The organism is Neobacillus sp. DZ-9 (genome assembly GCF_059587065.1).
The window spans coordinates 62,318-79,596 of the sequence record NZ_JCAIOL010000013.1 but is presented as its reverse complement, the minus strand read 5'-3'; the positions used below and the strand labels follow the sequence as shown (position 1 = coordinate 79,596).

The 17,279-nt window shown below is 38.6% G+C and carries 14 protein-coding genes; 3 read left to right on the top strand and 11 right to left on the bottom strand.

The features are described from left to right. Positions 1–617 precede the first annotated feature (617 nt). The 3 genes from AC59HZ_RS26765 to AC59HZ_RS26755 form a co-directional block, all read right to left on the bottom strand. On the bottom strand, positions 618–2,021 hold the full coding sequence (locus AC59HZ_RS26765; RefSeq protein WP_496548810.1) for an NCS1 family transporter: 1,404 nt from the start codon (positions 2,019–2,021) through the stop codon (positions 618–620). Positions 2,022–2,161: 140 nt separating this feature from the next. Next, complete coding sequence (locus AC59HZ_RS26760) at positions 2,162–2,902, bottom strand: maleate cis-trans isomerase family protein (protein WP_496548809.1); 741 nt, start codon at positions 2,900–2,902, stop codon at positions 2,162–2,164. Positions 2,903–2,983: 81 nt separating this feature from the next. Beyond that, on the bottom strand, positions 2,984–4,003 hold the full coding sequence (locus AC59HZ_RS26755; protein ID WP_496548808.1) for a carcinine hydrolase/isopenicillin-N N-acyltransferase family protein: 1,020 nt from the start codon (positions 4,001–4,003) through the stop codon (positions 2,984–2,986). Positions 4,004–4,143: 140 nt separating this feature from the next. On the opposite strand from AC59HZ_RS26755, the gene AC59HZ_RS26750 reads away from it, so the two are divergent. Next, entirely contained in the window at positions 4,144–5,049 is a 906-nt protein-coding gene (locus AC59HZ_RS26750; protein ID WP_496548807.1) for a LysR substrate-binding domain-containing protein, read from the top strand. A 457-nt stretch (positions 5,050–5,506) separates the two neighbouring features. Here the strand turns inward: AC59HZ_RS26750 and AC59HZ_RS26745 are convergent, their stop codons facing one another. The 5 genes from AC59HZ_RS26745 to AC59HZ_RS26725 all read right to left on the bottom strand — a co-directional run bounded on the left by AC59HZ_RS26745 (position 5,507) and on the right by AC59HZ_RS26725 (position 12,108). Then, positions 5,507–6,769, bottom strand: a complete 1,263-nt coding sequence (locus tag AC59HZ_RS26745) for an ArgE/DapE family deacylase (protein WP_496548806.1) — start codon at positions 6,767–6,769, stop codon at positions 5,507–5,509. Next, on the bottom strand, positions 6,766–8,037 hold the full coding sequence (locus tag AC59HZ_RS26740; RefSeq protein ID WP_496548805.1) for an allantoate amidohydrolase: 1,272 nt from the start codon (positions 8,035–8,037) through the stop codon (positions 6,766–6,768). Before AC59HZ_RS26740 ends, AC59HZ_RS26745 begins: the two co-directional genes overlap by 4 nt. 98 nt (positions 8,038–8,135) lie before the next feature. After that, entirely contained in the window at positions 8,136–9,518 is a 1,383-nt protein-coding gene (gene allB, locus AC59HZ_RS26735; RefSeq protein WP_496548804.1) for an allantoinase AllB, read from the bottom strand. Between the two features lie 281 nt (positions 9,519–9,799). Next, positions 9,800–10,504, bottom strand: coding sequence for a GntR family transcriptional regulator (locus AC59HZ_RS26730; RefSeq protein WP_496548803.1), 705 nt, complete (start codon positions 10,502–10,504; stop codon positions 9,800–9,802). Positions 10,505–10,725: 221 nt separating this feature from the next. After that, on the bottom strand, positions 10,726–12,108 hold the full coding sequence (locus AC59HZ_RS26725) for an L-cystine transporter (protein WP_496548802.1): 1,383 nt from the start codon (positions 12,106–12,108) through the stop codon (positions 10,726–10,728). Positions 12,109–12,292: 184 nt separating this feature from the next. On the opposite strand from AC59HZ_RS26725, the gene AC59HZ_RS26720 reads away from it, so the two are divergent. Beyond that, entirely contained in the window at positions 12,293–12,985 is a 693-nt protein-coding gene (locus tag AC59HZ_RS26720) for an aspartate/glutamate racemase family protein (RefSeq protein WP_496548801.1), read from the top strand. Positions 12,986–13,304: 319 nt separating this feature from the next. Here AC59HZ_RS26720 and AC59HZ_RS26715 read toward each other — a convergent pair whose 3' ends face one another. The 3 genes from AC59HZ_RS26715 to AC59HZ_RS26705 all read right to left on the bottom strand — a co-directional run bounded on the left by AC59HZ_RS26715 (position 13,305) and on the right by AC59HZ_RS26705 (position 15,837). Beyond that, positions 13,305–13,622 (bottom strand): hypothetical protein, encoded by a 318-nt coding sequence (locus AC59HZ_RS26715; protein WP_496548800.1) that lies wholly within the window; start codon positions 13,620–13,622, stop codon positions 13,305–13,307. Continuing rightward, entirely contained in the window at positions 13,607–14,197 is a 591-nt protein-coding gene (locus AC59HZ_RS26710) for an MFS transporter (RefSeq protein WP_496548799.1), read from the bottom strand. The genes AC59HZ_RS26715 and AC59HZ_RS26710 overlap by 16 nt, the downstream gene beginning before the upstream one ends. A gap of 392 nt (positions 14,198–14,589) precedes the next feature. Beyond that, positions 14,590–15,837, bottom strand: a complete 1,248-nt coding sequence (locus AC59HZ_RS26705) for a cation:dicarboxylate symporter family transporter (RefSeq protein WP_496548798.1) — start codon at positions 15,835–15,837, stop codon at positions 14,590–14,592. A gap of 209 nt (positions 15,838–16,046) precedes the next feature. On the opposite strand from AC59HZ_RS26705, the gene AC59HZ_RS26700 reads away from it, so the two are divergent. Further along, entirely contained in the window at positions 16,047–17,276 is a 1,230-nt protein-coding gene (locus AC59HZ_RS26700) for a sensor histidine kinase (RefSeq protein ID WP_496548797.1), read from the top strand. Positions 17,277–17,279 lie beyond the last annotated feature (3 nt).

Here is a 17,279-nt window from a genome sequence, read left to right as displayed (position 1 = left end):
CAGATTGTCGAGAAAGGGTATTTTTCTCGGCAATTTTTATGTTGTCAGAATCAAAATAACAATTTTATAGATTGTCCCTGCAATTGGGCCTGTTGATTTCACCACACTTTATTATGTATTAGTTCAGTAAAGGACCTTATTGAAAAACACTCTGGTGATTGGCGCGGAAGGCACGAAGACTCCTGCGGGAGTACGGGGCTGGGGAGACCCCACAGGCGCTTCAGCGCCGAGGAGGATCCCCGGCACGCCCGCGGAAAGCGAAGTGCCTGGAGCGCCAATCACCAGACAAGTTCCAAAGTCTAAACTAATAATATTATAACGAATTAGCGCGGTGAATAATTAAAGTAAATAAATAAAAGGCTATCGAAAGTTTTTCGACAGCCTGTAAGTGGTAAAATAAACTACTTATTCTTTCAGCTTGATTTGAAAATGCATTTTTCTTATTTTTTTTTGTCCGCCGATAGGAATACCTGCTAATAAACAAACGATCAAGTATGATATTTTGATATAAAAAACTGCACCACCCTTTGTTAGTTGTTTTTAACAATGGGGGTACAGCTCAAGATATTATCACATAAGACATTTTGACTACATCGCTCCACTTTTAAGCTTAAAGTCTATTTGTCAAAAATGGTTCCTTTTTTAAATACTGATTGTTTAAATCCAAATTTATTCAACAAGTAGTAGGAGATGCCACCTACAACTAATCCAATTGGCCAACTAAGATCAACTACGATAAATGCACTAGCCGCGCCAATGATCATGGCGATAACTGCGGCCATATTTAACCCACTAAACTGACCATTCGGATTGTACAATTCACTAATATCCACTTTTTGCTTGCGCAATATTAAATAGTCCACAACTAATATAGCCGTGATTGGTGCTAAAAATGCAGAATACGTTAGGATAAAGATTCTCAATCCATCTGATGAACCTGGCAGGATCAATTTCCAAGGGAAGGATACCAATGCAAGCAAGCCTGCAATAACTACTGAAACTTTATACTTAACTTTTGTAAACAATTGAATGATGTATGCTGCCGGAACAATGTTTGCCATCAGGTTAACACCAACTGCACCTAGAACGATGAAAACTGAGACGAAGAAAGTAATAAAATCATTGTTTACAATTTTTGCGAACCCTTGAACAGGGTTGGCAAGGCCTGTTGCAGAAGCAAGCATTACTCCAAGACTCATTACCGTAAGATACGCGACCGTAACCGGAGTAAAATACATGAGAAATCGCTTAGGAGCTGATACTCCTGCTTTCAATTCACGTGAATAATCAGATGCACTAAGGAAAAGCGCAGCATAGTTCCCAAGGAATGCCATTGTGAATGACCAGAATTTGATTCCCCATGTTCCTTTCGCTTCTACCCAGGTTGAATGAATGACTGGAGTATGGTCTTTTAAAACGACTACAAATGCATAAATAAATGCTGACATAAGTATTATTGCGATCAGTGAGTTCATCCACTTAATTGTGTGGAAACCTTTTAAAGATAAAACAATTTGGATGAGCACAAGAATTACAAAACTGATAGGTATACTATCAATTTTTCCTCCAGTTGCAATCTTTATGATCTCGCTTAATCCAGTTGCTCCAATCCACGACTGAAACCCATACCAAACTATTGCAGGGATACCTCTCAATATTGACGAAATAATTGCACCCTTCATACCAAAAGCCATTCTTAAATGAATTACATAGGGTACTCCCGCACGATAGCCAAAACCGTCATTAATTAGAAAAGCACCAGCGATAATAGTAGTTGCAATAAGTAATGAAACGATAGTTTGCAGCAAATTCATTGTTGCGGTTCCAGCAACAACTAAACCCGTTCCTATAGCCATATTACCTAGACTTACACCGTCCCCTGCGAACATCAGCGCGAAACTCAGTGGATTGAGTATTCTTTTTTCAGGTCTATTTGGTCGTAGACTTTCTTCCACACCTGAAAAGTCATATCCTTGTTTTGCCTGCCTTCCTTGATTTGGCTGAAGTACTGGATTTGTCATAATAGATCCCCCTTTATTTTATAAAGCGACACTAATTTCCAGATTCATTTTGATAGTTTCATTATCACTTGAAATATCCCGCAAAATATGGGTTCCAGCTAGCCCCCCCATACAGGTCGAATGCCCATCATTGTTAATATTTATTTGTTTACTGTTGCCCTTGAAAACACTTCTCCCCAACCTTTTACTTTGGATGGATCTACATCTACCATTTTTAAGCATTCCCAAATAAGCACATTAATCGTGTCATACATTGGCAGTTTGTACTTTTCTTCATAATATTCAACCTTAGCTACTGGAGGAAAATTCGTACAAACAACACTCAAAGCATCTGCGGAAGAAACTGTTACTTCCTTAATTTGTTCTTCGATTCTTTCCTGCGGTACCAAACTAAAGGAACGATTGTGAGTTAAATTGAGTCCCGAAATTTTAACAGTTTCTATTCCACAGTAATTCTTATATTGTTCAGCAATTAATCTATTAATTTCAGGAATATAAGGGGTCACAAGATGTACTGATTTAATATCATGCTCTTTGAATGCTCTAAGTTGAGATAACATTGAAGTTGTTGCTGGGATTCCAGTTCTTTTCGTAATCTCTTCGCAAAGCTGCCTGTCTACATCAAAACCAATCCAACCGCCTGATGTTCCGTTCCATGCAATAACATCCACCTCTGCATGTGCCAGTAATTCTGCAGCCCGAAGCATTGCTTCCATATTGAATTGACTTAATGAATCCTGCTCAAGGGAAATTTTCGTCACTTCGAAACGGCTAAAATGACAAGTTACTTCCGGAACATCATGCAGTATTCTTGAGCAAATCGGCTCCAAAGCTGTATTAGATGATGGTGTCAGCATTCCAATTTTTTTAGGTTCTTTCATTATGAAATCCCTCCTGTAGTTTAATAATTTTGGGTAAAATATAGCGCTTTCATTTTTGTGAAATAAAGGTAAATCAAATATTTACCTTCCTAAATATCTAGCCCCTATTGGAGTGATGTTCCCAGCCCAATCAGTATAATAGCCTTCCTCATTTAGTTCAGTTAGTACAAAAGGAATCCAATTGCCCCAGGAGTTTTTATTTTCACCAAAGATAACTGAATCGACATTATCAATTTCTCCATCTGGCCAGCCGTATGTATACCAGAAAGTAAGATTTAGTGGATCATAAATCTCGGTACTTACTGTCCCGCTTAGAAGTCCGTGATTGGAAATAGACTTTTCGTGCGGTGCTTTTGGATCAGGAGTTCTATCACTGATTATTTTTTTCATTGTTTCTAAATCAATTTGGGATTCGTTATCGTTTAAGAGTTTCATAGCTCGATGATAACGGAATTCGGAAGAATCAAAATGAATGGAATTTCCTCTCTTGCTATCATCGAGGGGTATCATCGTATCAGTTTCCCACCTATTGGCTCTTGCTGCTATTCCATTGTCTTTAATGGTGAATTTTTCTGCCACTGTAACAGTCTTATAGCCAACTTCTACAACAGCCATGTTCCCATTAATATCCGCAAAAAGGTAATTACCCTGGGCACCGATTCCTTTTGGATTCTCTTTAACAAATTTAATTGCTTCATCGACCGTCGAAATCATTGCCCCCATTTTTAAAAACCAATCAACAGAATCTAGTTTATAAGGATCTTCCATTTCTTTAGGCACGACCCAAGATCTAGTCCAGGAAAAACCTGTTTCATTCATCCCCCTATCCGAACCAATATTAATCAGTTCTCCGGATGTGTCTTTAATAAGACAGGGAGTGTGCACAAATTTATATCCTCCCTCTTTTGGAATTGTCACACATACAGGTTTTCTCGGACCTTCGAGGTAAGGATTATCACTGGTAGATGCCAAAAACACTCGCCTGCCAATGGTCGCTGTACCAGTTGCCCCCATTATGGTACAAGCTGCTAAGACCGAATGATCGGAACCAAAAATAAGCAAAATGGCACCTAATATTACTAGGTTTAATATTATTTTCACTTTTTTTTCCTCCATTAATTTAAAAATAAATTGAATATTCATTTAATTGAATTATAATTGTAATTAGATTTTTCCGGAAATACTGATTTTTTATGTGTCCTATAAGTCTATGCTTATAGTTATAAGAAAGTGGGAATCCTATGGATATTGAGCATATGTATCGTATTTTTTTAACCCTTGCTAAGGATAAGAATTTTTCTAGAGTAGCAGAAAAATTACATATTTCTCAGCCTGCTGTTAGTCAACATATTAAAAACCTAGAAAAGTTGTACGATGTACCATTATTTATTCGCTCGAAGAATGTATTATTGACTCCTGCAGGCGAAACATTAGTAACCTATGCGGAGAAAATTCTCTCTTTATATGACCAATCATTCCTAGCAACCGAAGAACAAAAGACTAGCAATAACCCAATAAAAGTTGGTACAAGTTTAACCATAGGTACTTATTTTCTTCCAAGAATAATATCCCTGTGCAAGGAAAATATGGTAGATAATGTTATTCATGTGAAGGTTGGGAAATCGAAAGAAGTTATTCAAAAACTTTTAAATGATGAAATTGATGTGGCACTCATAGTTGAGGAAATACCAATGAAATTGCTGATAGCAGAACCATTCGCTGAAGATGAGATTGTTTTAATCATCTCACCGGATCACTCTTGGGCCAAAAACCATGAATTAGGAATCAAAGAGCTGCTTGAAGCAAATTTCATTATTATGGAAATCGGTTCTCATAAGCTTGCTGAGGATACATTGAAACGACTTGGAATTGAATTTACCCCCTCGAATTCGATGGAGATAGGAGATACAGAGGCACTGAAAAGCTCTGTAGAAAATGGGTTAGGAGTAGGAATTGTATTCTACTCGGCTGTACAAAACGAAGTGCAAAAGGGAACCTTAAAAGTCTTGAGAATTAATGGACATAAAATGTCTCAAAAATTTTACTGGGTGACAAAACCTAACTTATATTCAAATAAAAATGTCGATATGCTAAAAGAAATCATTTTTTCCAAGAATATAAATGTTGCTTCAATAGAAAAAAATTAAATTAGCAACTCAATATCATTTGGTTTGGTCGTTGGACTATAGCGTTTAATATCACACATTTTAAAGTAAAGGCTCTGTTAAACGATATTGTTGTTTTTTATACTCTGTTGATTGGAGTGGAAGGCGCTCGACTCCTGCGGGAGTACGGGGCAAGGGAGACCCCACAGGCGCTAAAAGCGCCGAGGAGGCTCCCCGGCACGCCCGCGGAAAGCGAGCGCCTGGAGCGGAAATCAACAACCAAATTTAACAGAGCAAAAGTAAAAAAAGAAGGATAGGAAAGCAGAAATAATATCTGCTATTTCTATCCTATTTTTGTACTACATTTGACCGCCTGGAACGGAAAAAATCAACAGAAAAGGTTCAGAGTAATAAAAAAAAGAGGGTGCCCCTAAAAGATATACTTTTTGGGACACCCTCTTTCAATCAGCTTAAGTTGAAACTGCTATTTTCTTATTTTTTAGTTTTGTTCCTTTAAGAGATCATATAATGATAGTGCAACAATTTTCGTTGCTTTGATTAAATCATCTATTTTCACATGCTCGTCTGCACGGTGCCCATTTGCCTCCAATAAAGTTCTAGGGCCAGCACCAAATAAAACTACGGGAATATCTGCTTCATAGAAGTGACGAGCATCCGTATACAACGGAGAACCGACTATTGGAAGCTCTTCTCCATCCATAATTTCTGACCAATTTGCGGCGAAAGATTGTACCAATGGAGAATTGACAGGTACAGGCCCAAAACTGCGTGCCAATATAATTTGATTAACTTCTGCTTCCACCCCTGGATAATTTTCAAGTGCTTCGGCAATGACATTCCGAATTTCAGCTTCTGCAGCCTGTGGATTTTCTTCAGGAATTAATCGTCTATCAAGACGAATCGAAGCTGTATCAGGAACAACATTCGTATTAATACCACCTGAAATCAATCCAACTACTAGATTAGGAGAACCAACATTAGGAATATTGGATTTTATCTTCGAGAAACCCTTTCTGTATTCATAAAGTGCACTTAATACACCTGTCATCGCTTCCAGGGCATCATGTCCATATTGCGGCTCTGCAGCATGAGCAGACTTGCCTTTTAATTTTACTTCTAAATGCAGGCAGCCATTATGGGCATTGACAAGGGAATATGTAAATCCCGGACAAATTGCCATATCAGGGTTTATTAGCCCTTTCTCGAGCAGCCATTTTGGTCCAATGTCACCGCCAGTTTCTTCATCAAACGTAAAAGCCAATGAAATTTTTCCGTTTAATGTTTCTTTCAATTGCCTTAAGGCTAATGTAGCGAATGTAAAAGAGGCGATATCCGATTTTGAAACAGCTGCGCCGCGGCCATAAAGTTTTCCATCCACAATATTGCCCCCATAAGGATCTTGCGTCCAGCCAAGACCAGGAGGTACCACATCCCCATGAGAGTTTAAAGTGATTTCCGGACCTTTAGTGTTTCCAAACGTTTGAAATCCCACCACATTGGAGACCTTAATCATTCCAACCGCTTTCACTTTTTCTTCTTCTACTTCATTGATTGAAACATTTTCAAATTGAAAATCCTTTAGGCGCCCAAAAATATGTTCTGCAATTTTTTGGCAGTCACCTGGTGGGTTATCAGACGGAATCGCTACAAGCCCTTTTAAAAAGCCAATTAAGTTTTCTTGTTGCTCATCAATAAAATCAATAATTTGTTGTTTTTCTGGACTTAATGTTTTAGTTGTCATCTTATACTCTCCTTAATCTTGTTTTTATGATTGCTGGTTAACTGAATAATAGATTCCAGTAAAACCATGGTTCCTATTTCCATATCTTCAACCGAGGTGAATTCCTTTGGATTATGGCTGATCCCACCCTTACAACGGACAAAGATCATTCCTATCTTTGTTAGGTCAGCCATCGCCACCGCATCATGCCCGGCACCACTGACTAATGAAATCGGGTTCATTCCATTTAATAGAATGGCAGCTTCAATGGCATCCTCCATTTCTTGATCACAAAGGGCTGGTGCTGTTTCCATAACTTTCTTATACTCGAAAGTCAAATGACGTTTTTCACAAATTTCATGCGCAGTACGGAAGATTTCTTTTATAACACGCTCTTTCCTGTTAATATCTGTGTCACGAATATCTAATGTACCGGTTACTTCACCTGGAATCACATTACTTGCCCCGGGATTAACAGATAAATTTCCTACGGTTGCTACAATAGGAGCATTCTCCTTAGCCAATTTTTCAATTTCAAGAATAAATTCGGATGCACCTATAAGAGCATCTTTTCTTAGTAGAATTGGAACTGTGCCGGCATGTCCCGCAAAACCAGTTATTTTAAATGTATACCGGGAAGCACCGGCAATACCTTTTACAACCCCAACCGGTTGACCTAAATCTTCTAGAACAGGCCCCTGTTCAATGTGAAGCTCAAGATAACATAGAACGTCATTTGGATGATAGGCGGCTTCTTGATATCGAACAGGCTTCAATCCCAATTGTTTTAATGTTTCCCTTAACGAAATTCCCTTTTCATCCATTGCATATAAAGTCTCTTCTTTAAATGTACCGGCAATTGTCTTACTTCCTAAAAAAGTTGTATGGAATCGAACTCCTTCTTCATCGCTAAATCCTATAACCTCAATTGGATTTTCCATTCTGTATCCGCTTTCGGAGAAGACATGAACGATTTCAATCCCGGAAATAACCCCTAACATTCCATCATATTTTCCACCGTCAATCACAGTATCGAGATGTGACCCAATTAGGATGGCAGGTGCTTCCGGATTCATCCCCTCATAACGGCCGATTATATTATTAAGGTGATCAATGCGAACCGTCATGCCCGCCTCAACCATCCATTTTTCAACTAACTTTTGCCCTTCTTGGAACTCTTGTGTAAAGGCTAATCGTGTTACACCCTTTGATGATTTCGAAATCCTTCCCAACTCATCAATTCTTTGAGATATTCTCTGACCGTTGATTTTTCGCTTGAGGTCCAGCAACTGACATCCTCCTTACCTAACTCAGGTCCCATAACAAAGCGAGAACCACATGGGCAAATCCTTGTTATGGGACGGTTTTGTTGTTTCGATAAGATAAATTAAATTTCTACTAAACTACTGTTGGCGGAAATAAACTTACCTATTGGTTTTCCAACTATTCCCTCTTCAAGTTCGAATACTAGCTGCCCCCTAACAAAGGTTTTCGTCACCCGGCAATTAATGGTCCGGCCAATATACGGGCTTTGCTGATGACGATAATATAAGTCTTCTTTCTGGACAGTATAGGTTTGATTCGGATCGATGAGGATGATATCTGCATCTTTTCCGAAGTCGATACTTCCTTTTTGAGGTAAATTAAATCTCTCAGCAGGGTTGGCTGCGATCATCTGGGCAAAACGATTTATAGACAACCTACGTTTTTTAACCGCTTCATCAAACATTAAATCAACATTATTTTGGCAGCCGCTGATTCCTCCCCAGATTTCAAAAATATTATTTGTATCGCTTTGCTTCATTTCAGGAGGACATGGGGAATGATCGGAAGTCAGCATATCAATTTTTCCTTCCAAAAGAGCTTCCCATAATTGATCCTGTTCTGCCTTTTCACGCAATGGAGGTGCACATTTAGCAACGGATCCAATTTTTTCAAATGCCTCCAAATCAAGGGTGAAATAGTGTGGACAAGATTCTAAAGTAACATCTTGGCCTTCTTCACGCGCTTTTAGAATTTCCTCTACCGCACGTTTACTGCTGATATGAACAAAGTGCAGTTTACATCCTGTTTCTTTTGCTAAAAATAAAGCTCGTCTTACTGCATCCACTTCGGCAATAACTGGTCTGGACTCTACATAATCTCGAATGGCTGTCTTCCCCTGCTTGATTTTGTCAAGCGCATAGTTATCAGTGAATTCTGCATTTTCCGCATGGATGGAGAGAACATGTCCTAATTCTGCCAATTTCCTCATTCCCTGGAAAAGCGTGTAGTCATCCACATTTTTGAAATCACCAATTTCATCGGTGCCGCATGTCGCCATAAAACACTTATATGCTACTACACCTTCATCAGAGAGATCTTTTAAATCATCGATGTTTCCTGGAACTAATCCCCCATATAGTGCATAATCAACATAGGCTTTGTTTTCTGCAGATTGTAATTTTAGTCTTAACGACTCTTTATCAGTAGTAGCTGGAAGTGCATTCAAAGGCATATCGACAAAAGCGGTCGTTCCACCTGCTGCCAAAGCCTTTGTCCCTGTTTCAAAGCCTTCCCATTCCGTTCTCCCAGGCTCGCCAATATGAACATGGGTATCAATCATTCCTGGAAGAACAAATTGATTAGAAGCATCAACCACTTCTTTTGAGGTATCCGTAATATTGGGGGATATTTCGATGATTTTTCCATTCTTAATACCAATATCAACCTGTTCCACAGAATTCTTCAACACAACATTTCCATTTTTTATCACCAAATCATAGTTCAAATCTCTTAATCCTCCTATTCATGAATAATGGTTTTTTATATTAGCACCAACATTAAGTTGCTTATTGAGCAACCGTGTTTCATCAAGTGAACAAAAAAAGATAAAATTGATATTCCGATCTATTACGTTCGATCACCACCTAATAAATTTATATGTAAAATCCTCTCCTACTAAAAGATCTATAGCAGGAGAAGAAGAACATCCAGCGTGAACTACCTTTTTATAAGTACTGCCTAAAAAGGGGTAAGCGTTTCCAATCAATCCAAAAAAATTTATATTTACTAAAGAAGTTCTGAAAATGATGTGTAGCGCGGAAGAATATCGCTAAAATGAAGATTCGACTCAATTTCTTGCAGATGATCGATAGTTAATTTTACAGCTAAATCTTCATCTCTTTGTTTTATCGCATGAAAGATTTCAAGATGGTTACAACATGTCCCATTTCTCTCTTTCCCCCTGCCATAAATGGAAATAATAACATATGTTAACGAAATTAAATCCTCAAGATACTGGTAAAAATAAGAATTGCCCGCCATTTCTGCTATTTTCAAATGAAAATCTCCAGACATTTGCAAAGCTTCAATGTAGTCTCTCTGTTCAATTACTCTTAATTCTTCTTGAACCAAATTTTCAAGTTCTCGAATCTGTTCCTGGTTATATAATCGACAAGCTTTTCGAACTGCCTCTGCCTCAAGAATTCTTCTCATGTCAAATACTTCTTTTGCTTCTTCTTTTGAAGAACAGGTAACAAATGCACCTTTATTCTCAATAATTTTTACCAGCCGCTCATAGGACAATCTCCGTAGTACATTACGGACTGGAGTTCGGCTAACTCCAAAAGAATTAGCAATTTCCTTTTCAACCAATTGCATATTTGGAAAGAGCTTTCGATGGAGAATCGCTTGTTTAATCTTTTTGTAAATTTCTAATTCCTTGGAATTCATTTTTCGGTAGCCCTCTCTTTTAAAATTCAATATGATAAGCATCGACTAAGAATCCCAGAATGAGAAATAAAAAAGCTTACTAAAAGGCTTTGATTGTATTTCTTTTGGAATACTTTATTGTATACAATATCTATATAAATAGATTACTCCAGATTCTACTTATTCGCAAGCATTTTCTGAAAAATTAAAAAATATATTTGATAATTTCTGCCGGTAAAAAAAATGGATAGCCCCTTTAAGGCTATCCGGCACATTGCATCTATTTATGCCTCTATTGCTCTCGTCTTTTGATAAACCTCATTTTCCAATTCGCCTGTGATCTTACCAGTCAGTACTCCCGCTGTCATGCTTCCGCTGACATTCAAAGCTGTACGTCCCATATCAATTAATGGCTCAACAGAGATCAGCAATCCAACAATAGCAATTGGAAGGTTTAATACTGATAAAACGATCAGTGCGGCAAAAGTCGCTCCGCCGCCAACACCGGCAACGCCAAAGGAACTAATAGCTACTACCAAGATAAGCGTAATAATAAAGGATGGGCTAGCCGGATTGATGCCTGCAGCAGGCGCTACCATAACAGCTAACATCGCAGGGTAAATACCAGCACATCCGTTTTGGCCGATGGAAAGTCCGAAAGATGCAGCGAAGTTCGCAATCCCTTCCGATACACCAAAGTCTTTTGTTTGTGTTTTTATATTTAATGGTAATGTTCCTGCACTTGTACGTGAAGTAAAGGCAAATGTTAATGCCGGCAATGCTTTTTTCACATAATTTACAGGACTTAATTTTGCAAGTAGTAAAAGCAGCAGATGCACGATAAACATAGCGATTAAGGCCACATAGGATGCAATGACAAACTTACCTAATTTCGCGATTGCTTCATAATCACTCGTCGCCATCACTTTTGTAATTAAAGCAAGTACACCATATGGCGTTAAACGAAGAATAAGGGTTACGACCCGCATGATAATGGAATAAAAAGTATCAATGATCTTAGCAAAAAATTCTCCGTGTTCAGGATCCTTTCTCTTTACTCCGAGGTACGCCATACCCACAATCGCGGCAAAAATAACCACTGCGATGGTAGAGGTTGGACGCGCACCCGTTAGATCTTGAAATGGATTACTTGGAAGTAACTCGACGATTTGTTGTGGAATCGTCATATCTTTAACACCAACAACCTTTTCTTCCAACATAGCATTTCGAGCTACTTCTGCTTCTCCTGAACTTAAATGAATTCCTTCAAGGCCAAATCCTAGCGCAGAACCGATTCCGATCGCTGCAGAAATGGCAGTGGTACCAAGAAGAATACCAATAACTAGAAAACTGATTTTTCCGATATTTTTAGTCAGTTTTAATTTCGTAAACGCACCGACAATTGAAATAAACACAAGCGGCATAACAACCATTTGCAATAGTTTCACATACCCTGTTCCAACGATATTAAACCAATCGATAGACTTTATCGTAATATCCGACGTTGTCCCATAAATGAAATGAATGATAAACCCAAAAACAATCCCCAAACCTAGAGCAGCAAAAACACGTTTAGAAAAAGACACATGCTTCTTCTGCATCGCGAACAATCCTAAGACAATCAGTAGAAAAACTACTATATTAATGATAATCAGCAAGGTATTCATGATACTCCCCCTTAAATATTCTATATGTATTAAACACTACTATAATAGTATTAATCCAATCGGTCAAGTCGGAATAATTAGACCCCCCAAAAAAAGAATGTCGAATTAATGCGATGCTTAGCCCTGTAAATGATGCACTATACGGTTTATGATTAGATTAATAAAGATAATTGGGGTGTAGGGTATGAAAATGATTGGTCTCATTGGCGGTATGAGCTGGGAATCCTCAGTTGAATATTATCGGATTATAAACGAGGAGGTGAAAAGTAGATTAGGTGGACTCCATTCAGCAAAGTGTCTGATGTATAGCGTAGATTTTGCCGAAATTGAACGCTGTCAGTCTGAGGGTAACTGGCAAAGAGCTGGAGAAATCTTAGCCGAAGCCGCCGTATCATTAGAAAAAGCGGGTGCTGAATTTATCGTTATTTGCACGAATACGATGCACAAAGTAGTCGATTTCATCCAAGAAAAAATCACCCTCCCTATTCTTCATATTGCCGATGCAACAGCCGCTCAAATTAAAAAGAGTGACATTAGTACGGTTGGCCTGCTCGGAACAAAGTATACAATGGAACAGGATTTTTACAAATCACGGTTAGAAGCAAATGGGATAAATGTGATTGTCCCTAACGATCACGAACGGGAAATGGTAAATGACATTATCTATAATGAGTTATGTTTAGGGAAAGTTTTAGATTCATCCAGAACGGATTATAAAAAAGTAATAACCTCACTAACGGAAAACGGCGCGTCTGGAATTATCCTAGGCTGTACAGAAATTGGTTTATTGATAAAACAAGAGGATACGAAGGTTCCGTTATTTGATACAGCATCGATTCATGCAATTGCTGCGGTGAAAAAAGCACTTGAACTATGAGCATAGAGGAAATACTCAATAAAAAAGGATGTCCCTATCAAGTATCAGACACTTGAAACAGGACATCCTTGCTATTTAATATAAATCATTAAGTATGCCAAGTGGGAATTATCGAAAGAAATGCCACACAAACCGTCCCCATGGTCTGCCAAATGAATTTACAGTATAATAAAAGAGAAGTGCTAGGAACACTTCTCTCTTCATCCCTACCGCCAAGTAGGGGTAATATTCATTTATATTTCTCTGAGGCCATCCTGTTGCTTGCCACAGCTAGGATGGTTTTCTATTTTCATTGAAGGATTTCAACCATTTCCCCATACTATTTCACCGTAATCGGCTTTTTCAAGAAGATACCATAGCTGACAGCAGAAACTACAAGCAAAACAGCTCCAACAAGGAAGACATATTCAAACGATCCAGTTGCCTGTACGATTGCGCCAGTCACGATTGGTGCTAGTGATGCTCCAACAAAGCCACCAAAATTTTGAATTGAACCTAGTGATGCTACCATGTTTTTCGGTGCTACGTCAGTCGCAAGCGTCCAAATTACACCAGTTGGTACAGAAGAAGCGAAATAAGCAATTGTTATTAATGTGATTGCACCAGTAACACCTGACACATTTAACCAGGCAGCCATGTTAAGAATGTCCACATTGTATAAACAAGTCCAAAGTTACCAATGATCATAAACCAAGTAGATTTGTATTTAAATAGTCCGCCCCAGCCAATCTGCTTCTCAGCGGCGTCCACCTTAACTTCTTCTTCATCTTTATTAATTTCAATAAGTTCGAATTTAGTAGGATTACGATACACTGCCCACCAAATAGCCATTACAACAAGCCCTGCTGCCCCAATGATCACAAACATGATCTTCCAAGAATAAGCAAGCATAAGTGCCGTTAATAATGGAGGAGCAATCCCGTTCGCGATTTGGGAACCAGTATTGACAATAGCAAGCGGTGTTCCGCGGTCTTTTTTAGAAAACCAAGTATTGATTGCCTTTGTAGCCGATGGGAAAAACGGCGATTCCGAAATACCCAGTAAGACACGTAGCGTATAAAAAATTGAATAGCTGTTTGTAAAAGCGGTTAACAAAGAAACAATCGACCAGGAACCAATGGCGCCTGTAAGCATTTTCTTCGGACCAATTTTGTCAACCAGCCAGCCAGCAGGAAGATTCGCCAGTGCATACGGCCAAAGGAAAGCGGACAACAAGACCCTTCATAGAGGGCTCATGTGAACAGAAATTGCTTATTTTTAATGGAACTTGTCCGCATGGAGGGCCCATGAAGACAGAATCTGCTTATTTTTGATGGAACTTGTCCTCATGGTGGGCTCATGAAGACAGATCCTGCTTATTTTTGATGGAACTTGTCCTCATGGAGGGCTCATGAAGACAGATCCTGCTTATTTTTGATGGAACTTGTCCTCATGGTGGGCTCATGAAGACAAAATCTGCTTATTTTTGATGAAATTTGTCATCATAGTATTTCTCTCTATAAATTGCAGTTTCTTTCTGCTCCATCAACAAAATTTTGTCTATAAAAACCAAAAAGGCACAACTAGCTATTATTCACTAGTTGTGCCTTTTCCAATATGAACGCTTATGCAGCTTGTTTTTCGAGGTGGTCTTTGACTTTATGACCTTCCCATTTTGTGATAACAATAGCAGCTAGTGAGTTACCAACAATGTTTACACATGTACGGGCCATGTCCAGCAGCCTGTCTACGCCTAAAATAAACGCCAAGCCCTCGACTGGAATACCGACACTTCCTAAGGTTGAAAGCAGGACGACAATTGAAACACCAGGGACACCTGCAATCCCTTTTGAGGTAATCATTAAAATAAGGACTAATGTAATCTGTTGTCCAATGCTCATATGAATGCCATACATTTGAGCGATGAACAGTGCTGCAATCGCCTGGTACAAGGTTGAACCATCGAGATTAAAGGAATAGCCAGTCGGAATCACGAATGAAGTAATCCCTTTCGGACAGCCGATTCGCTCCATTTTTTCCATAATTTTCGGAAGGACGGTTTCCGAACTTGCTGTGGAATACCCTAAAATTAATTCGTCTTTCAAGTAAACTAATAGCTTAAAAATATTATAGCCGGCTATTTTCGCAACAATGCCAAGGACCACAATAACAAAGAATATCATTGCGCCATAAACGGTCATAACCAATTTTCCGAGCGGTATTAATGATTCCAACCCAAATTTTGAAACCGTAACCCCAATTAAGGCAAACACCCCAAATGGAGCAATCTTCATAATTTGATTGGTTACATAGAACATCGCATCAGCTGTACCCCTAAAAAACGCGATAATCGGCTTTCCTTTTTCACCGATTGCCGCAACGCCAAGTCCAAACATTACGGAGAAGAAAATAATGGCCAACATGTCCCCATTTGCGAACGCCTGCACCACATTAGTCGGTACGATATTCACAATTGTATCAATATGGGAGTGTGACTCCGTTGCTTTTTCAGTCGTTACATAGGAGCTGATGTCCGATTTAACGAGTTGTGAACGGTCCACGCCTGTACCTGGATGGAAAACATTGGCAATTAATAAACCAACAACAATTGCGATCGTTGTAATAATTTCAAAATAAAGTAGCGTTTTTCCGCCGAGCTTCCCTAACGATTTCATATCGCCCGTACCGGCCACACCGACAACAAGGCATGAAATAACAATCGGCACGACAATCATTTTAATTAATCGTAAAAAGATGTTTCCAATCGGCTGTAAAAACTCCTCAATATGTGGATTTCCGTAAAAAATGGCACCCACAATAATCCCAAGAATTAAACCAATAAAAATTTGCCATGCTAAACTAATTTTTTTCACTCGCTTCTCTCCTATCGATAAGTTTTTTGATAATATTATAGTAGAATATGATTTGTAATCGTTTTCAACATTTACATCATACCTGTAGTACTACGATAAACTACAAAAAACTACAAAAAGGATTAAAAATATTTTTACAATTTATAAAATTTTTTTTACGATAGAAAGGGAGTGATTGTATTCGCGATAAAATATTAGCGTATTTATTTATGATGATTGCTGTGCCCATTACCGGAGAACTAAAGTTTTACCTCTTAAGCGGTGCTGATTTAAGATTCAGCATGAGTACAACTGTATTCTTCTTCATTTTGTTATGGTCACGAAAAATCCATCCCGTTTTAGCCGGCTTTTTAACGGGAAGTGCAGTTGTTTGTTTTCGGATTATTCTGGACAAAGTTCAGGTTGGCTCATTCGATTTCCCTATCCATTTTCCCGTGTTTTTTTATTACATGGTCTTCGGCATGTTTTTCCACATTTTCAAGGTAAAGAAATTGTATCATCATCCACTTCTCATTGGTCTGCTTGGCATGGTGCTCGAAATAATGGGGAATGTGACCGAAATGACTATTCGCCATTTTACAACCGATATGAAAATGACAATCTCGAGCTTCTTGATTATTATAGGGGTAGCGATCATCCGCAGCTTCTTTGTCCTCGGTTTTTTCAATACTATCTTAGTGCGGGAAACAAGGTTGGCTGAAGAGCAGCAAAGAAAGCGGACCGAAGAGGTTTTACTTTTAGTCTCAAATTTGTATGTAGAAATGTTCCAATTGGAAAAATCAGCAAAAAATGCAGAGAAGTTAACCAGTGCCTGCTATGCAATTTACCGGGATTTAAAAGATCTAAACAATCAGAAACAAGCGCAAGCGATGCTGAAAATCGCCGGTGAATTACACGAGATTAAAAAAGATAATCAACGTATCTATGCCGGTTTGTCCAAATTAATGGCCAAAGAAAAATTAGATGATTTTATGAACATTCAGGAAATCATTTCTGTTGCAACCATCTCGAATAAAAATTATAGTGAGTTGCTCGGGAAAACGATTGATTTTCCGGTAAAAATTTCTGGTGAACATCCGGAGTACCGCACTTTTATCCTCCTTTCCCTAATCAATAATCTTGTCGCCAATGCTGTGGAAGCCATCGATCAGGAAGGGCGGATTGGGGTAACGGTTGAAAAGGTTCAAGACCTAGTCAAAATAACGATAAAGGATAATGGAACCGGGATTTCTAACAAAAATAAAGAGTATATTTTTGAACCTGGCTTTACAACGAAATTTGACCAAGCAGGAATCGCTTCTAATGGAATTGGTTTATCCTACACAAAAAATGTCATTGAAGATCTTGATGGGAAAATTAACCTGATTGAGTCTTCAAAAGAAAAAGGAACCACCTTTGAAGTTCAGCTTCCGGTTGTGAATTTAATGAGAAAGGGGTGATTT

Excerpts from the sequence above, each read along its gene's own strand:
- AC59HZ_RS26715 (WP_496548800.1), bottom strand. The coding sequence starts at position 13,622 with ATGGCTGCCTGGTTAAATGTGTCAGGTGTTACTGGTGCAATCACATTA.
- AC59HZ_RS26750 (WP_496548807.1), top strand. The coding sequence starts at position 4,144 with ATGGATATTGAGCATATGTATCGTATTTTTTTAACCCTTGCTAAGGAT.
- AC59HZ_RS26745 (WP_496548806.1), bottom strand. The coding sequence starts at position 6,769 with ATGACAACTAAAACATTAAGTCCAGAAAAACAACAAATTATTGATTTT.
- AC59HZ_RS26720 (WP_496548801.1), top strand. The coding sequence starts at position 12,293 with ATGAAAATGATTGGTCTCATTGGCGGTATGAGCTGGGAATCCTCAGTT.
- AC59HZ_RS26765 (WP_496548810.1), bottom strand. The coding sequence starts at position 2,021 with ATGACAAATCCAGTACTTCAGCCAAATCAAGGAAGGCAGGCAAAACAA.
- AC59HZ_RS26730 (WP_496548803.1), bottom strand. The coding sequence starts at position 10,504 with ATGCTTATCATATTGAATTTTAAAAGAGAGGGCTACCGAAAAATGAAT.
- AC59HZ_RS26700 (WP_496548797.1), top strand. The coding sequence starts at position 16,047 with ATGATGATTGCTGTGCCCATTACCGGAGAACTAAAGTTTTACCTCTTA.
- AC59HZ_RS26760 (WP_496548809.1), bottom strand. The coding sequence starts at position 2,902 with ATGAAAGAACCTAAAAAAATTGGAATGCTGACACCATCATCTAATACA.
- AC59HZ_RS26725 (WP_496548802.1), bottom strand. The coding sequence starts at position 12,108 with ATGAATACCTTGCTGATTATCATTAATATAGTAGTTTTTCTACTGATT.